This window comes from Dokdonella sp. (genome assembly GCF_019634845.1).
Classification (GTDB): Bacteria; Pseudomonadota; Gammaproteobacteria; order Xanthomonadales; family Rhodanobacteraceae; genus Dokdonella_A.
Genome location: NZ_JAHCAQ010000005.1, coordinates 131,525 through 148,228, shown reverse-complemented (window position 1 = coordinate 148,228; position 16,704 = coordinate 131,525). Strand labels below are relative to the sequence as shown.

Annotated in this window: 11 protein-coding genes; 4 read left to right on the top strand and 7 right to left on the bottom strand. The window is 67.4% G+C overall.

Annotated features, from left to right (window positions below):
* Window positions 1–278: 278 nt before the first annotated feature.
* Window positions 279–1,217 carry a hypothetical protein gene (locus tag KF903_RS05375; RefSeq protein ID WP_291212032.1) on the top strand — a complete coding sequence of 313 codons (939 nt, stop codon included), beginning with the start codon at window positions 279–281 and terminating at the stop codon, window positions 1,215–1,217.
* Between the two features lie 94 nt (window positions 1,218–1,311).
* Window positions 1,312–3,831 (top strand): glycerol-3-phosphate 1-O-acyltransferase PlsB, encoded by a 2,520-nt coding sequence (gene plsB / locus KF903_RS05370; RefSeq protein ID WP_291212029.1) that lies wholly within the window; start codon window positions 1,312–1,314, stop codon window positions 3,829–3,831.
* Between the two features lie 40 nt (window positions 3,832–3,871).
* Here plsB and KF903_RS05365 read toward each other — a convergent pair whose 3' ends face one another.
* From KF903_RS05365 to KF903_RS05355, 3 genes are all read right to left on the bottom strand, one after another.
* Complete coding sequence (locus KF903_RS05365) at window positions 3,872–4,561, bottom strand: VIT family protein (RefSeq protein WP_291212027.1); 690 nt, start codon at window positions 4,559–4,561, stop codon at window positions 3,872–3,874.
* Window positions 4,562–4,563: 2 nt separating this feature from the next.
* Entirely contained in the window at window positions 4,564–7,875 is a 3,312-nt protein-coding gene (locus tag KF903_RS05360) for a S41 family peptidase (protein WP_291212024.1), read from the bottom strand.
* Window positions 7,876–8,036: 161 nt separating this feature from the next.
* A complete protein-coding gene (locus KF903_RS05355) occupies window positions 8,037–10,076 on the bottom strand; it encodes a M3 family metallopeptidase (RefSeq protein ID WP_291212022.1) in 2,040 nt (679 codons plus the stop codon).
* Window positions 10,077–10,187: 111 nt separating this feature from the next.
* On the opposite strand from KF903_RS05355, the gene KF903_RS05350 reads away from it, so the two are divergent.
* The gene (locus KF903_RS05350; RefSeq protein ID WP_291212019.1) at window positions 10,188–10,763 is read left to right on the top strand and encodes a gamma carbonic anhydrase family protein; all 576 of its coding nucleotides are present in this window, start codon (window positions 10,188–10,190) and stop codon (window positions 10,761–10,763) included.
* 76 nt (window positions 10,764–10,839) lie between these two features.
* Here the strand turns inward: KF903_RS05350 and KF903_RS05345 are convergent, their stop codons facing one another.
* A complete protein-coding gene (locus KF903_RS05345) occupies window positions 10,840–11,790 on the bottom strand; it encodes a hypothetical protein (protein WP_291212016.1) in 951 nt (316 codons plus the stop codon).
* 1,578 nt (window positions 11,791–13,368) lie between these two features.
* Between KF903_RS05345 and KF903_RS05340 the strand changes: the two genes are divergently transcribed.
* The gene (locus tag KF903_RS05340) at window positions 13,369–14,142 is read left to right on the top strand and encodes a glycosyltransferase family 2 protein (RefSeq protein ID WP_291212012.1); all 774 of its coding nucleotides are present in this window, start codon (window positions 13,369–13,371) and stop codon (window positions 14,140–14,142) included.
* A 119-nt stretch (window positions 14,143–14,261) separates the two neighbouring features.
* Here KF903_RS05340 and KF903_RS05335 read toward each other — a convergent pair whose 3' ends face one another.
* The 3 genes from KF903_RS05335 to KF903_RS05325 form a co-directional block, all read right to left on the bottom strand.
* On the bottom strand, window positions 14,262–15,314 hold the full coding sequence (locus KF903_RS05335) for an NAD(P)-dependent alcohol dehydrogenase (RefSeq protein ID WP_291212009.1): 1,053 nt from the start codon (window positions 15,312–15,314) through the stop codon (window positions 14,262–14,264).
* Between the two features lie 40 nt (window positions 15,315–15,354).
* The gene (locus tag KF903_RS05330; RefSeq protein ID WP_291212006.1) at window positions 15,355–15,822 is read right to left on the bottom strand and encodes a carboxymuconolactone decarboxylase family protein; all 468 of its coding nucleotides are present in this window, start codon (window positions 15,820–15,822) and stop codon (window positions 15,355–15,357) included.
* Between the two features lie 142 nt (window positions 15,823–15,964).
* A complete protein-coding gene (locus KF903_RS05325; protein WP_291212003.1) occupies window positions 15,965–16,645 on the bottom strand; it encodes a thiopurine S-methyltransferase in 681 nt (226 codons plus the stop codon).
* Between the last annotated feature and the right edge of the window lie 59 nt (window positions 16,646–16,704).

Below are 16,704 nucleotides of genomic sequence, written 5' to 3'. Positions count from 1 at the left end.
CAATCAATGCGTTACACGATACAATTTGATGTATTGCATTACAAATAACCGCTAACTAGAATAGCGCTGACGTTTTTCCGACGAGTGGGTCCACGCCCCGTTGGCGAGACGCCAGACATCCCCCTCCGGCATTGCCGGACTTGACCCGGCCGATTCCCATCCGCCGGGTTTTTTTATGTGCGTCGCAGCGCGCACCGCTGCGCCCGGCTGCCACTGCGGTTCACCCGCGACCTGCTAGAGTGCCGCTCCTGTTTCCACCAACAATCCTGGGTACGTTCATGTCCAAGTCCCTGCTTCGCACCGCCCTGCTGGGCGCCCTGCTTGCCTTCACGATCGGTTGCCAACAGCAGTCGCAGGACGCTGCGGCGCCGGCGGTGCAGGGTGCGCAGGCCAATTCCCCCGATGCCGTGCTGATGGCGACCGTCAAGTCGCTCAAGAACGGCGACTTCGACGGCCTCATGAAGAATGCGCTGCCGCCGGCCGAGTACGCCCGCATCAAGGCTGACTGGGGCAAGGACCAGGAGCCGATCAGCGACGAGGATCGCGCCAAGTTCGCCGAAACGATCGGCAAGCTGACCGCGCCCGACGCCGAGAAGACGCTGTTCGCCGAGATCGAGCCGCAGCTCAGCGCCTTTGACGCGCAGTACCAGCAGCAGGTGCCGATGTACGTGGCGATGGGCACGGGCTGGCTGCAGAGCACGATCCAGCAGAACAAGGACATGTCCGAGGAGGCCAAGACGCAGGCGCTGGCCGCCGTCAACGCGCTCGGCAAGTGGGTCACCGACACGCGCTTCACCGATCCGGACAAGGTCAAGCAGGTCCTCGCGATCGCGGTCAAGGGCGCGCGTGACCTCAACCTCAAGACGCTCGACGAGGCCCGTGCACTCAGCTACGACGAAGGCATGGCGAAGGGCCGGGCCGTGTTCGGTTCGTTCAAGGATGCGCTCAAGGTGTATGGCCTGTCGCTCGACGACACGCTCGATTCGATCAAGGCCGAAGTGGTGTCCAACGACGGCAAGAACGCCAAGCTCAAGCTCAGCTACACGCTGCTCGGCACGCCGCTGACGGGCGAGGCCGAAATGGTCCAGGTCGATGGCCGCTGGTACGGCAAGGACACCATCGACAAGCTCAACGAGAAGGCGCTGGCCAGCAATGGCGCCGGCAACGGCGCGGTGCAGGCCGCCGAGGGTGCCGCCAAGGCACCGTCCAAGGACTGATCCGCGGCCGCGTGCGGCGCACGCGGACACCGACAGCGGCCGGCCCTGGTGGTCGGCCGCTGTCGTTTGCGGACACAGCCGCTAGACTGCGCGCATGAATGAACCTTCGACCGCGGCGGCCGCGCCCGCCGCCGCGCAGGCGCCGGCCTGGTTGCGGCTGTTCGGGGCCCTGTTGCGACCATGGGTACGCATCCAGCGTGCGCCCGAGGACGTGCGCGCGCTGCTGCCCGAGGATGAGCGTCCCACGGTCTACGTGATCGAGCGCTACGGCCTGTCCGACACGCTGATCCTCGAACGCGCGTGCAAGGAAGCGGGCCTGCCTTCGCCCTATGCGGTCGAAGGTCGCCTGCCGATCAAGCGTCGTCGCGCGGTGGTCACCTTGTCGCGGCGGCCACGCCTGTTCGGTCGGCCGCCGCACCCGACGCGCTCGGAGACGCTGAGTCTGCTGGCCGAGGTGGTCCGCGCCGATCCCGAGCGTGACGTGCGCCTCGTGCCGGTGTCGATCTTCGTGGGTCGCGCGCCGCAGCGCGAGTCGGGCTGGTTCTCGGTGTTGTTCTCGGAAAACTGGGTCGTGGTCGGCCGCTTCCGGCGCCTGCTCGCGCTCGCGCTCAACGGCCGCGACACCCTGGTCGAATTCGCCGCGCCGGTCAGCCTGCGCGAAGTGGTCGCCAGCAGTGCCAGCGCCGAGCGCGGCGTGCGCAAGCTGCAACGACTGCTGCGCGTGCATTTCCGCCGCGAGCGCGCCGCCGTCATCGGTCCCGACCTGTCGCATCGGCGCACGCTGATCGACGGCGTCATCAACGCCGCGCCGGTGCAGGAGGCGATCAGGACCCACGCCGGGCGCGACGGTGTCGACGCGGAAGTGGCGACGGCCAAGGCGCGCGCCTTCGCCTGGGAGATCGCCGCCGACCAGTCGCACCTGGTGGTGCGCTCGGCCTCGTTCCTGCTCACCGCGCTGTGGGAGAAGATCTACCGTGGCGTGCATCTGCACCACTTCGACAAACTGCGCGAAGTCGCCAGTGGCCACGAGGTGATCTTCGTGCCGTGCCACCGCAGCACCACCGACGATGCGCTGCTGCCGTACCTGCTGTATCGCAACGGCCTGGCCGTGCCGCATATCGCGGCCGGGGTCAACCTCAACCTGCCGCTGATCGGCCCGCTGCTGCGGCGTGGCGGCGCCTTCTTCCTGCGCCGCAGCTTCAGCGATCCGCTGTATTCGAGCGTGTTCCGCGAATACATGAGCCAGCTCATCGCGCGCGGCATCTCGCTCATGTACTTCATCGAAGGCACGCGCTCGCGCACCGGCCGCATGCTGAGCCCGCGCGGCGGCCTGCTGTCGATGACGCTGCGCAGCGTCCTGCGCCAGCCCGATCGCCCGGTGGTGTTCCAGCCGGTCTACATCGGTTACGAGAAGATCATGGAGGGCGACTCCTACATCGGCGAGCTGTCGGGCAAACCCAAGGAGAAGGAATCCTGGGGCGGGCTGATCCGCAATCTCGGCGCGCTGCGCCGCAACTACGGCACGGTCAGCGTCAATTTCGGCGAGGCCGTGTTCCTCACCCCGCTGCTCGACGGCGTCGATGCCAACTGGCGCGACGCGATCGCCGATCCCGAGGCCAAGCCGACCTGGCTCAAGCAAGCGGTCGACGTGCTCGGCGAGCGCATCCTCGTCAACATCAACCGCGCCACCGACGTCAATCCGGTCAACCTGCTTGCCATCACCATGCTGGCCACGCCCAAGCACGCGATGGCCGAGGCCGATCTCGTGGCGCAGATCGAGTTGTCGCGTGACCTGCTGCAGGCGCTGCCGTATTCCGAGCGCGTGACCGTCACCAGCCAGTCGGCCGCGCAGATCATCGGCCACGGCCAGGACATGCAGTGGATTCGCCGCGTCGCGCATCCGCTCGGCGACGTGCTGGCCGTCGACGAAAAGCCCGGCGTGCTGCTGAGCTACTTCCGCAACAACGTCACCCACCTGTTCGTGGCGGCGGCCTGGATCGCCTGCTGTTTCCTCAACAACCGCCGCATGGGGCGCAGCTCGATCCTGCGCCTGGGTCGCATCATCTATCCGTTCGTGCAGGCCGAATTCTTCCTGCCGTGGGACAGCGACGGCTTCTGCGCGCGCCTGCAGCAGACCATCGACTTCCTCGTCGAGCGCGAACTGCTGCATGCCAGCGCCGACGGCCGCATCGTCAGCCGCGGCCCCGGCCAGACCGATGCCGCGTTCCGCCTGCGCGTGCTGGCCGACAACCTGCTGCCGGCGATCGAGCGCTACTACATCGCGCTCGCGCTGCTGGTCAGGCATGGACCGGGCACGCTCAGCGCCGGCGAGCTCGAGACCTTGTGCACGCTCAGCGCGCAGCGGCTGTCGCTGCTGCAGGAGCTCAACGCACCCGAGTTCTTCGACAAGAGCCTATTCCGCGGTTTCATCCAGAAGCTGCGCGAGCGCGGTGTGGTGCGCGTGGGCGAAGGCGGCAAGCTCGACTTCGATGTGGCGCTTGCCGACGTGGTGCGCGACGCGCGCGTGATCCTCAGCCGCGAGATCCGTCACGGCATCCTCAAACTCACGCCCGAAAAGCAGGCCGAACTCGCCCAGGCCGGCGGCGCCGCCTAGGCGCCGCCAACCGGCCGACCTCGGCCAATGCCGGCGTCTCTCAGCTGCCGAACAGGCGCCCGATCCAGGCCGTCGCCGCCATCGCCAGCGCGCTCCAGAACACCACGCGCACGGCACCGCGCAGCATCGGCGCGCCGCCGGCGCGCGCCGCCGCTGCGCCGAGCGCGGCCAGCGCGATGAGCGAGCAGGCCAGCACCGCCGCCAGCAGCCGATCGCGGCTGGCGATCACGCTCACGAGCAGCGGCAGGGCGGCGCCGCTGGCGAATGCCGCGGCCGACGCCAGCGCGGCTTGCAGCGGCCGCGCGCGCAGCTCCTGGGTGATGCCGATCTCGTCGCGCGCGTGCGCGCCGAGCGCATCGTGCGCCGTGAGTTGCTCGGCGACGCGACGCGCCAGCGTGGCTTCGAGCCCACGCTGGCGGTAGATTTCAGTGAGTTCCTCGAGTTCGTCCTGCGGTGCGGTCGCGAGCGCATGACGCTCGAGCGCAAGGTCGGCATCTTCGGTGTCGGCCTGCGAGCTCACCGACACGTATTCGCCCGCGGCCATCGACAGCGCGCCCGACACGAGCCCGGCGATGCCGGCCAGCAGGATCGCATGGCGCTCGGCGCCGGCGGCGGCGAATCCCGCGATGAGGCTCGCGGTGGACACGATGCCGTCGTTGGCGCCGAGCACGGCTGCGCGCAGCCAGCCGACACGGGCGCTGCGGTGTTGTTCGTGATGGTGCGTGAGCATGCTCAGCGCCCGTCCGAGGCGGGCACGCCCACCGGCGTCACCGGTTGCGCGCGCAGCGCCGGCACCGGCTGCGCGGCGAGGCGCTGCTGCAGGTTCGCGATCGCCGCGTCGAGCTGGGCGTCGCCGCCGTGGCCGGTCGCCCAGGGCAGGTTCTCGACGTCGATCTCGGGCGCCACGCCGCTGCCCTCGACCAGCCAGCGGCCGCTGAGGTCGAACTGGCCCGTTTCGGCCACGCGCGCCAGACCGTTGTCGGCCAGGCGATTGCGATCGGACAGCCACACGCCGGCGCCGGCCGTGTGCCTGCCGATGACCGGCGCGAGCTTGAGCGCCCTGACGGCCGCGGTGAAGGTTTCGCCATCGGAGTAGGTGAATTCGTCGGCGAGCACGACGAGCTGGCCGCGGAAGGTCTGCTGCATGTTCGTGGTGGGCGCGCCGTGCGGTGGCTGCCAGAACTCCCACACGCGGCGCAGCAGCTTTTCGATGATCCAGCTGTCGATGTTGCCGCCGCGGTTGCGGCGCACGTCGATGATGAGGCCGTCGCGTTCGACCTGGGCGTAGAACTCGCGCGCGAAGTTGGCGACGTCGTTCGGTCCCATCGCGTACAGGTGCAGGTAGCCGAGCCGGCCGCCGCCGGCCCGTTCGACGCGGGCGAGGTTGCCGCGCACCCAGTCGCCGTAACGCAGCTGCGCATCCTTCGCGGCATCGACCGGGCGCACCACCGTGCGCAGCGTGCGCGCGTCCCGGCGCAGCTCGAGCAACACCTGTTGCCCGGCCTGCGCACGCAGTGCCAGCGCCACCTGGCCCGGCGTCGTCACCGGACGGCCGTTGACGGCGATGATGCGGTCGCCCTCGCGCGCATTCACCGCGGGCTGCTGCAGTGGTGCGCGCTGGCTCGGCAGCTCGGCATCGGTGCGGTAGATGTGTTCGATGCGCACGCCATCGCCGGCCGCAGCCAGGCGGGCGCCGAGCCAGGCGGGCGCGGGCGCGGCCGGGTCGTTGCGGTACTCGCCGCCGCGCACCTGCGAATGCAGGATGCCGAGCTCGGCGCTCATCTGGCCGAGCAGATCGTCGAGCTCGTGGCGATCGGTGACGCGCGCCACCAGCGGCAACAGGCGGGCCCGCACCGCGTTCCAGTCGGCGCCACGCATCTTTGGATCGAACGAGAACTGGCGGTGCATGCGCCAGGCGTCGTCGAACATCTGCCGCCATTCCTCGACCGGATCGACGACGAGCTGCCACGGCTCCAGTTGCACGCGCGACCGGTCCAGCTCGGCCGGCGCCTTGGCGCCGACATCGAGCAGCAGCACCTCGCCGACCACGTCCTTGCCAGCGGTTGCCACCAGCAGACGCTTGCCATTGGCGGCCAGGCGATAGTCGCGCACGTTGGCCATGAAGGTCTCGACCTTGCGCTGGCGCGGCTTGATCTCGACCGTCTGCAGTTGCGCCTTGTCGAAGCTGCCCGCGGCCGCGTCGAGCACGTACAGGCGATCGGCCGTCACGCCGAGGTTGCGGAAGTTGCCGGCCTCGACGCCGACTTCGTGCAGGCGCGCGGCGAGGCCGTCGAACTCGATCGCGGGCAGCGCCATGGCGGGCGCCGCCTTGTCCTTGCGCTGGCTCTTGCCGTGCTCGGCCGGCTTGGCCGCGCTGGCGTCGGCGGCGTCGGTCGCGGGCGCCAGCTCGTCGAGGGGTTGGAACGGGAAACGCAGTCCGTCCTGCAGCGCCAACGCGAAGATCTGGCTGCGCTTGTCGAACAGTGCGCCCATGTTGCGATCGCCCCACGGCGCGCCCGGCGTCGGCACGAAGCGGCGATCGGAGAGGAAGTAGAGCCAGTGGCCGTCGGGCGCGAAGGCCGGGCTCGAGGATTCGTAGCGATCGCTCGTCACCACCGCGTGGCGCAGGCTGGCCGCCTCGGCCACGAACAGTTGCGCGCGCTGCTGCGTGCTGTCGGGGCGCGACCAGGCCAGGTAGCGGCCATCGGCCGACCAGACCACGTCGGTGTAGGCCTCGTCATCACCGTAGGGCGATTCGTCGAGCACACGGTTGCCGCCGCCGCGCAGGTCGATCAGCGACAGCCGCGCGCGCTTGTCGGCGTGGGCGAGCCAACGGCCGTCGGGCGATGGCCACAGCTGCCAGCGATGCGTGCCTTCGTCACCGAGCAGCACCTGCCCGGCAGGCGAGCCGTCGGCTGCGAAGCGCTGGATTTCGCTGCGGCCATCGACGTCGACGATCGCGAACACCGATTTGCCGTCACTCGCCGGCACCGCCGCCCGCGCCCGTGCATGCGCGGGCACCGCCAGCGCGATCCGCCGCAGCGCCTCGGTGCCGGCCAGCGCGACCTGGCCGCGTGCGCTCAGCGCCACGCGCTCGCCTTTGGTGTCGACTTCCATGCCGGTCAGGTATTTGAGCGGTTCGCCGATGAAGCGCTCGCGGCGCTGCACGAAGTCCGAGTCGAGCTCGATCGCGAGCCGGTGCTCGCTGGCGCTGGCGGTGTCGTAGAGATAGATGTCGGCACCGAGCTGGTAGACGATGCGCCCGCCGTCGAGCCGTGCGCCGCGCACGTGGGCGTCGCGGTGCGTGGTCAACGCCTGCACCGGGCCGCCATCGACGAGGTAGAGGTTGGCGCGGCCGTTGGCATCGCTCACCGCATAGACCTTGCCCTGCCACCACATCGGCTGGCTAATGTTGGCGTTGAGCCCTGCCGCCACGCGCGTGGCTTCGGCCCGGTCGGCCGTCTCCCAGCGCCACAGCTGAGCCATCGCGCCGCCGCGGTAGCCGACCGCATGGTCGCCCGAGACTTCGAGCCCGAAGCGCGTGAACCACGCCGTGCCACCGTCGGCATCGAGGACGAGCTCGCGCGCGTCGGCCAGTGGCCAGTCGCGGGCCGCGCCGGTGCGCGGATCGACGCTGCGCAGCGCACGGCTCATGCCAGGACCGACCAGATACTCGCTGGCGTAGACGATCTCGCCCTTGGCCGTGTAGGGCGACAACCAAACGCGGCTGCCGTCGAAGGTCAAGCGGCGCGGCTCGCCGCCGGCCAGCGGCATTTCGTAGACGTCGGGCGCGCCGTCGTAGTTCGCGACGAAGGCGACCGAGGCGCCATCGGGCGAAATGACCGGCTGCGACTCGAGCGCCGGATGCGTGGTCAGGCGCTGCGCGCGTCCACCGCTGGCAGCGACGCGCCACAGGTCGCCCTCGGCGACGAACACGAGCGTGTCGCCATGCAAGGCCGGTTCGCGGTAGTAGCCCGGCGCCGCACTGGCGCTGGCCGCAAGGAATACACCAGCAGCCAGCAGCGGCCGCAGCACGTCGCGCATCGCAATCTCCAATGGCAAACCCCGCGCCAGCTTTCCGCAGCGACGCGGCGCCGGCAAGGGTCGGTGGTCATGGTCGGCCGCGCATGCCGGTGCCGATGTGCGCCAGTGCTCACGCTGGGCGCACCCGGCGTGATCGCCCAAGCACCCGTCGCCGGCGCGCGCTACAGCCCGTAGCTGCGCAGCAGTGCCTCGGGCCGCGGCTCGCGACCGCGAAACGCGACGAAGCTCTCGAGCGCCGGGCGCGAGGCACCGACCGCGAGGATCGCCTGCCGGTAGGCGGCGCCGGTGGCGGCGTCGAACACGCCATCTTCCTCGAACCGCGCGAACGCGTCGGCCGACAGCACCTCGGCCCACAGGTAGCTGTAGTAGCCGGCACCGTAGCCGCCGGCGAAGATGTGCGTGAATGCGTGCGGGAAGCGTTGCCACGGCGGCGGCTGGATCACTGCGACCTCGTCGCGCACCTCGCCGAGGATGGCCATCGCGCGCGCGCCGCGTGCGGGGTCGTATTCGCGATGGATGCGCAGGTCGAACAGGCCGAACTCGAGCTGGCGCACGAGGAACAGGCCGGCATGGAAGTGCCGCGCCGCCTGCATGCGCGCGAACAGTTCGTCGGGCAGGCGCTCGCCGGTCTGCCAGTGGCGCGCGAACAGGTCGAGTGCCTCGCGCTGCCAGCCGAAGTTTTCCATGAACTGGCTCGGCAACTCCACCGCGTCCCATTCCACCCCGTTGATGCCGCCGACTCCGGGCAGGTCGACCTCGGTGAGCAGGTGGTGCAGGCCATGGCCGAACTCGTGGAACAGCGTGAGCACGTCGTCGTGGGTGAGCAATGACGGCGTCGTGGCGGTCGGCGGCGCGAAGTTGCAGGTCAGGAAAGCCACCGGCCGCTGCAGGTGAGTGCCGTCGCGCCAGCGGTTGCGGCACACGTCCATCCATGCGCCGCCACGCTTGCCGCTGCGCGCATACAGGTCGACGTAGGCCCCGGCGAACACCTGGCCGTCGGCAGCGACCAGATCGTAATAGCGCACGTCCGGATGCCAGACATCGACGTCGTCGCGCCGTTGCAGGCGCACACCGAACAGCCGCGTGGTGATCGCGAACAGGCCGTCGATCACGGCATCGAGCGCGAAATACGGCTTGAGCTCCTCTTCGCGCAGCGCGTACTTGCGCTCGCGCAGCTTCTCCGCGGCATAGGCCACGTCCCAGGGCTGCAGGTCGGCCAGGCCCAGTTCGTCGCGCGCGAACGCGCGCAGTTCGGCCAGCTCGCGCACTGCGACGGGCTTGGCGCGCGCGGCCAGATCGTGCAGGAAGGCCAGCACCGCCGCGGGCGATGGCGCCATCTTGGTCGCCAGCGATTCCTCGGCCGCATCGTGGAAGCCGAGCAGTTGCGCCGCCTCGTGGCGCAGCGCGAGGATCTGCTCGATGCGCGCCGAGTTGTCGAACTCGCCCGCGTTGGGCCCCTGTTCGGAGGCGCGCGTGTGATAGGCGCGGTAGACGCGCTCGCGCAGAGCTTGATCGTCGGCGTAAGTCAGCACGGCCTGCACGCTGGGCTGCTTGAGCGTGACGAGCCAGCCGTCCTGCGATTTTTCCTCGGCGGCGCTGCGCAGCACGGCGCGCCCCGATGCGGGGATGCCGGCCAGTTGCGCTTCGTCGCCGAGCGCCTCGCTCCACGCGTCGGTGGCATCGAGCACGGCTTCCTCGAACTCGGTGGCCAGCCGCGCCAGCTCGCTCGCGATCTCGCGGAAGCGCGAGCGCGCCGGTTCCTCGAGCGCGACGCCCGACAGCCTGAAGTCGCGCAGCTCGTGCTCGATCAGCGCGCGTGCCGCCTCCGGCAGGCTGGCGCTGTCGCTGCGCTGCGCCACCGCCGCCACCGCCGCGTACAGCGCGCGGTTCTGGCCCAGCTCGCTGCCGAATTCGACGATGCGCTCCTGCGCCGCGGCGTAGGCCTTGCGCAACGCCTCCGAATCGGCCACGCCGTGCAGGTGCGACACCGGCGCCCACATGCGGTTGAGCCGATCCTCAAGCGCTTCGCCCAGACCGAGCACGCCAGCGAAGTCGCGTGGTGCCGTGCTGGCCAGCATCGCCTCGATGCGCGTGCGGTAATCGGCGAGCACCGCCTCCACGGCCGGCTCCACGTGCTCGGGTCTGATCGCGGAAAAGCGGGGCAGGCCGGCATCGGCCAGAAGCGGGTTGTCGACATTCATCGCGGGCGGCGTCCTTCGAGGCAATCGCCCAACGTGGCGCGGCCGCACGGCAAAATCAAGCGGCCCGCGGCGCGCTGGCGCCGCGCCGTCGCCTTGCCGCATCATGCCGCCATGAGCATCCGTGCATACAGGAACGCCGTGCCGCGACTGGCCGGCGGCGTCTACGTCGACCCGGCCGCGCAGGTCATCGGCGACGTCGAGATCGGCGAAGACGCCTCGCTGTGGCCCGGCGCCGTCGTGCGCGGCGATGTGCACTACATCCGCATCGGCGCGCGCACCAGCATCCAGGACGGCGCAATCCTGCACGTGACCCACGACGGGCCGTACACGCCGGGCGGCTTCCCGCTACTGGTCGGCGCCGACGTCACGGTCGGCCACGGCGCGATCCTGCACGCCTGCACCGTCGGCGACGCCTGCCTCATCGGCATGCACGCGACGCTGATGGACGGCGCCGTGATCGGCCGCCACGCGATCATCGGCGCCGGCGCGCTCGTGCCACCCGGCAAGGACGTCGGCGAAGGCGAGCTGTGGCTCGGCAACCCCGCGCGCTGCGTGCGCAAGCTGGACCCGGCCGAGATCGAGCGCCTGTACTACTCGGCGCGCCATTACGTGAAGCTCAAGAACGAGTACCTCGCGGCCGAAGCAGGCGCCCAGGTTCCTGCGGCCGGTCCCGTGGCGGGTCGATGAATCTGGCCGTATTCCGCTGATCGAGCAGCATCTGAAAATCTGACACGAGAAACGCGAGAGAGGCGAAACAACACTTTCAGGGGTGCGCTGCGTCGCCACGGCTGACCCTCGCCGCAACGATTGCGTCAACAGCCCTCTCGAAGACATCGGATTCCCGCGGGGCGATTGATGCACGCGCATACTCTTCCGCGCTCATCGGGTGGTCGCAAACCAAAAAGCACAATCGCACCGAAAACGCATCATATTGCGAGCACCCGCCGAATATTCTGCAAGCAGCGACCATTGCCGCATAGTCCGCGGCGTCTTTTTGTATCCCCGAGGGGTAGCCAAACCGCGCCAATCCGATTGCCGGCGCAGATGTCTGATTCAGAAGTGTCATCGTCTCCAAGAATTCATATTTGCTATTAATGTTTCTGATTTTATCTACTACGAAATCCGTAATATCCCCGTGAGAGACCGCAGGATCAGACCTGTTCTCAAGGAGATCGACGAACACTGCGGTATCTTGAAACGCAATCGAATTCTTCGACAAAAAGTCAAAAACGTCTTCCCGATCATGAGCTGCACCAGCGCCATTCCAGGAGCCACAGAGTCTTGCGCGCAACAACTCCGTCGTGGAAACCACGCTCTCTTTCCCGGCCGCTGACGCCTTGTAATGCTCTATCAGTTCTCGGGTTGAGAACTGCTTCGAGAGTGATGGATCATCACAGAGATCCATTGCAGTCCAGGATTGGATCGTCGCATCGAAACCACGATCCTCGGAATTGGCGCTCTCGCTTGGTTTAAACTTGGTTTTCGGTCGACCGTCGCCTGGCACTTCGTTCCGATCGATCAGTTTCTTGCTAGCGGCCTCATCGCGCATCAAGGCTAGACTGGTTGGGGCTTCTGATGCGGGCTCGTCAGGAGAACGGGTCAACAACATAAATCCCGCGCCAAACGCGACCAACACAAACAAAAAGACAACCACGATTCTCATCCCGATATGCCCCTTTGAGATCCAAGTGCAGATATTTGGAATGAGCGTCATCGCCGCTCGAATCTTTCGTATGAAACACCGTTCATGGAGTGGTGAAGTCTAAAGTCGTCCGCCCAAGCATAAACGGGTGAACGCCGGCAGCACTGAAGATTTTGGCAACTGCCGGCGCTTTATAGATACGTTCTTTACGGACCTTCACAGGATCCGGCCGGAACTAACCCCATATCCGTCATAAACGGGTCTGTGACAGTCCACCGTTGACTTGTCCCTGGAGCGTATTGAATATTGTATATTCCTCGCCGATTGGCTGGGTTTCCGATACTCTGTGCGATAGTTTGCCTTGCAGCCAACCCACGTTCTAGGTCGCTGCTATTCCCGCAAGTGAGATTTTCATCTGATTGCTTATCGCCGCGGAAAATATTTGGTTTGCGAAATATGTTGACCCAGCCCTGCCCGCCGCCGCTACCGCCGGTAGGCACATGGCTCGTAGCGACGACATACTGAGAGTATCCTCCTTGGAACGGGATTACCTTAATAGTCGGAAGCTCTTGAGGCGGGTCACAAATAGATTTGTCGGGATGTACGGTTCCGTTCCCTATGGATGACGGCGGCGAAGAGGTCTCAACATAGTCTTCCGCTGTTGCGAGTCTAGAAGCTGCGTTTGGATCATAGAATGTGTATTCCAAAACCCATGTGTTTCCATAGCTCCAGCGATACACTGCAGAGTTATCGCTAGATTCGTTCGTTACGATGCTTTTGCTATCAGGTGTAGGACCTTGACCATACGGAATATAGCCGCACCCAGCGGCCCATGCCGTGCTACCCAGCGACAGGCCCACAAGCATGGTAGTTGCAAGGTTTCTCAAAGCGATCATGGTATCTCCTTATTCATCGCGTCGATAAATGCCACCGCTGCAGATGCAGCGGCCGCGGCACAGTAGGTATCGGGGGGGGCGTAGTCAAGGTCGTAGTTCACATTTTGAAAAAATTGAAGGAAGAACGGGGCAATGCCGGCAACTTAACGTGGCCATTCCCGGCCCTCAACAACTGAATCGATAGGCGCAGTGCAGATGTGGTTTGGTTCCTGGCGGTTGCGGGTAGCCGCGAGCGAGTTGGATGCGACATGGACTGCGGGCGATCGCGTGGAGTGCGGTGTTCAGGGTGCGCAAGCGATGGCGCGGACCGGGCCGGCAGCCGCCGAGCAAAGCCCGGGGTCGTAGTCGGCCTTGTCCAGTCGACTTCCCGGGCGTGTCCCTGCAGCAAACGTACAGTCGCGCCCAGCTTGCGGGCTTCCGCGCCAATCGGGTTGGGCGAAGCCCGGCGGCACCTCTCCCGCGAGGGCCGCCGCGGGAACTTCGGCCGCCTTGCGCAAGACGAACTGCCTCGCGATCCGGGCTTGTCGTGTGCGGTCGCTTCGGAGATTGTCCGGTGGCCTTCGTCGCGGCAATCGCGCCGCTTTGCTGGTCGTGTCGAACGGGCAAGCTAGCGGCAAGGATGGCGCGAATGTTGCGCCGCCGACGGAGCGGGTGGCGGTGATTGATGCCGGATCAGATCGCCCGTACGGGGGCGCGGCCAGGTTGCCGCGAAGCAAGCCGCGACCGCCTGCGGTTCTTCTCCACCGGATGTTGCATGAAGACGGATCTTTCGGTGTTCATCATCGCGCGCGACGAGGCTGATCGAATCGGTCGCACGATCGCATCGGTCAAAGGCTTGTCCGCCGACATCGTCGTCGTGGATTCGGGATCTTCCGATGCCACGGTCGAGGTGGCACGCGCGCTGGGTGCGCGGGTCGTGCACAAGGACTGGGCGGGGTACGGTCCCCAGAAGCGGTTCGGCGAACGACAGTGCGCGTTCGACTGGGTGCTCAATCTCGACGCTGACGAGGTCGTCTCTCCCGCGTTGCGCGAGGAGATTGCCCGCCTGCTCGTGGCCGGGTCGCGGGCGGATGCGTATTACCTGCGCATCGTCGATGTCTGCCCTGGCGACGACGTCCCGCGCGTCGGCGCGCATCACCATGACTATGTCCGGCTCTACGACCGGCGCCGTTGCGGCTTTTCGGAGTCTGCGGTGCACGACACCGTGCATCTTGCCGGACCCGTGGCGACGGCGCGGCTCAAGGGCCACGTCCATCACTTTTCCGTGCGCAGCTTTGCAAGGCAACTGGAGAAGTACAACGGCTACTCCGACCAACTGGTTGCGGACTTGCTGGCCCACGAGCGGCGCATCCCGCGTGCCCGGTTGTTCGTCGAATTCCCGGCATCGTTCGTGAAAGCCTATGTATTGCGCCGCTACTTCCTGCGCGGCACCGTCGGCTACAACCTGGCCATGAACTACGCGTTCTTCCGCTTCATGCGGCTGGCGAAGTACTTCGAGGCCAAAGGGAAACGAAAGGCTGGTCGATGAGCGCTGGCGGCGCGAGCCGCAAGACAGCGCTGCCGGCCACTTGCGCTGCAGGCGGGCAGCGTCAGCGTCCGTCACGCTGCATCATCGAGCGTGGCGCGGCGCGAACGCCGCGCATGCACTCAGCCGGCAAGGCTCTGGCAGTCGATCACGAAGCGATACTTGACGTCGCTGCGCAGCATGCGTTCGTAAGCCTGGTTGATGTCCTGCGCGCGGATCAGCTCGACGTCGGCGACGATGTCGTGCGCGGCGCAGAAGTCGAGCATTTCCTGCGTCTGCGCGAGGCCGCCGATCAGCGAACCGGCCAGTGCGCGGCGGTGGAACACGAGATTGCCCACGTTCGGCGTCGGGTGCGGTTGGGCGGGTACGCCGAGCAGCACGAGCGTGCCGTCGCGCTTGAGCAGCGACAGGTTGGCGTTCAGGTCGTGCGGCGCGGCGATCGTGTCGAGGATGAGATCGCAGCGGCCGCGCTGCGCCTTCATCTGCGCGGCATCGCGCGTGACCACGACCTCGTCGGCGCCGAGCGCGATCGCATCCTCGCGCTTGGCGCTGCTGCTGGTGAAGGCGATCACGTGCGCACCCAGCGCATGGGCGAGCTTGATGCCCATGTGGCCGAGGCCGCCGATGCCGGCCACGCCGACCGTCTTGCCGGGGCCGGCCTGCCAATGCCGCAGCGGCGACCAGGTGGTGATGCCGGCGCACAGCAACGGTGCGACCCCGGCGAGCCGCTGCGTGGCATGTCCCACGCGCAGCACGAAGTGTTCGTCGACCACGATGCGCTGCGAATAACCACCGAGCGTATGACCGGGTGGATCGGCGCTGGCGCCGTTGTAGGTGCCGACGAAGCCGCGCTCGCAGTACTGCTCGAGATCGGCTTCGCAGGACGCGCATTGTCGGCAACTGCCGACAAGGCAACCGACGCCGACCACGTCGCCGACGCGGTGGCGACTGACCGCGCTGCCGACCGCGCTGACACGGCCGACGATCTCGTGGCCGGGGACGCACGGGTAGAGCGTGCCGGGCCATTCCGAGCGCACCGTGTGCAGGTCGGAGTGGCACACCCCGCACCAGTCGATGTCGATCTGCACGTCGCGCGCGCCGGGCGCGCGCCGCTCGATGTCGAGTGCTTCGAGCGCGCGGTCGGCGGCGTGTGCGCCATAGGCCTTGATGCTCATGTTCGGACCCTCGGGGTGGTGGGGCAGGGCGAGGGCGCCTTCAGCGTGCCTTGCCGTGCGGACTCACATAGTCGCCGACCTTGGAGCGGAACGCGATCGCCATGCGGTTCCAGCCGTTGATCGCGATCACGGCCAGGGTCAGGTCGACAATGGCCTGCTCGTCGAAATGCTCGCGCACCTGTTCGTAGAGTCCATCGCTGACGCCGTGCACCGAGATTTCGGTGACGGCTTCGGTCCAGGCCAGCGCGGCGCGCTCGCGATCGCTGTAGAACGGTGCTTCGCGCCAGGCGTTGAGCAGATACAGGCGCTGTTCGCTCTCGCCTTGCGCACGCGCGTCCTTGGTGTGCATGTCGAGGCAGTAGGCGCAGCCATTGATCTGTGAGGCGCGCGTCTTGACCAGTTCGATCAGCGACGCCTCGAGGCTGGAGGCATGCACCTGTTGCTCGGTGTGCAGCAGCGCCTTGAACGCTGCGGGAGACGCCTGTTTGTAGTCGAGGCGTGGTTGCATGGTCGATCCTCCGTGCGATGTTGACTGGCAGTGGCACGCCGGCGCCGCGTGCAAGCCAGCCATGCTACGCCGATGGCGAGCGAAGACCACCGGCGCGACGCCGGGGCGTGGCGTCCCGGCAGGCACCGCCCGCGGGCGGTCGCTAGCGGGCGCCGGCCCGGTCGCCGTCCTTGCGCTGCAGGCGGTACACCGCCGTCGAGAGTGCGCTGACACCTTCGGCCGCGAACGCAGGCTCGTGCGCGAGGATGTCGCGCCGCTCGACGAGCGCGACGTCCCAGCGCGGACCGAAGCTCGTGCGCACCTCGACCTCCTCGACCGAGAACGGCGGGCCTTGCTTCTCGGCCTGCGGGTATTCGAGCGTGATCAGCAGGCCGCGACAGTCGGTCGGCAGGCGGCCATGGAGCTCGTCGACATACCTTTCGCGCAAGTCCGGCGGCAGCGCGATCAGCGCGGCGCGGTCGTACACGCCCTGGCAGTCGGCCAGCGTCGCCGCATCGAGCGCGAAGGCGTCGCCCTCGATGATCTCGATGGCGCCGGCGACGTGGTGCCTGCCCAGCGGCGACGCATGCACCTGCATCGCCAGCGCGTTGTCACTCGCGAACTGCGCGATCGCCAACGCTGACAGCTCGACGCCGAGCACGCGGTATCCCTGTGCGGCGAGCCAGATCATGTCGAGTGACTTGCCGCACAGCGGTACCAGCACGCGACTGCCGCGCGCCAGCGCAAGCGAGTCCCAGTGCCGCTGCAGCAGCGGCATGACCTCGTTGCGGTGAAAGCCGATCCGGCCCTCGCGCCAGCGCTGCAACCAGAATGCGTGATCCATCGTGTCCGCCCGCCTTGCGTCGACGCGATTGTGCGCGCTGGCCGCGGTGGCGACCAGCC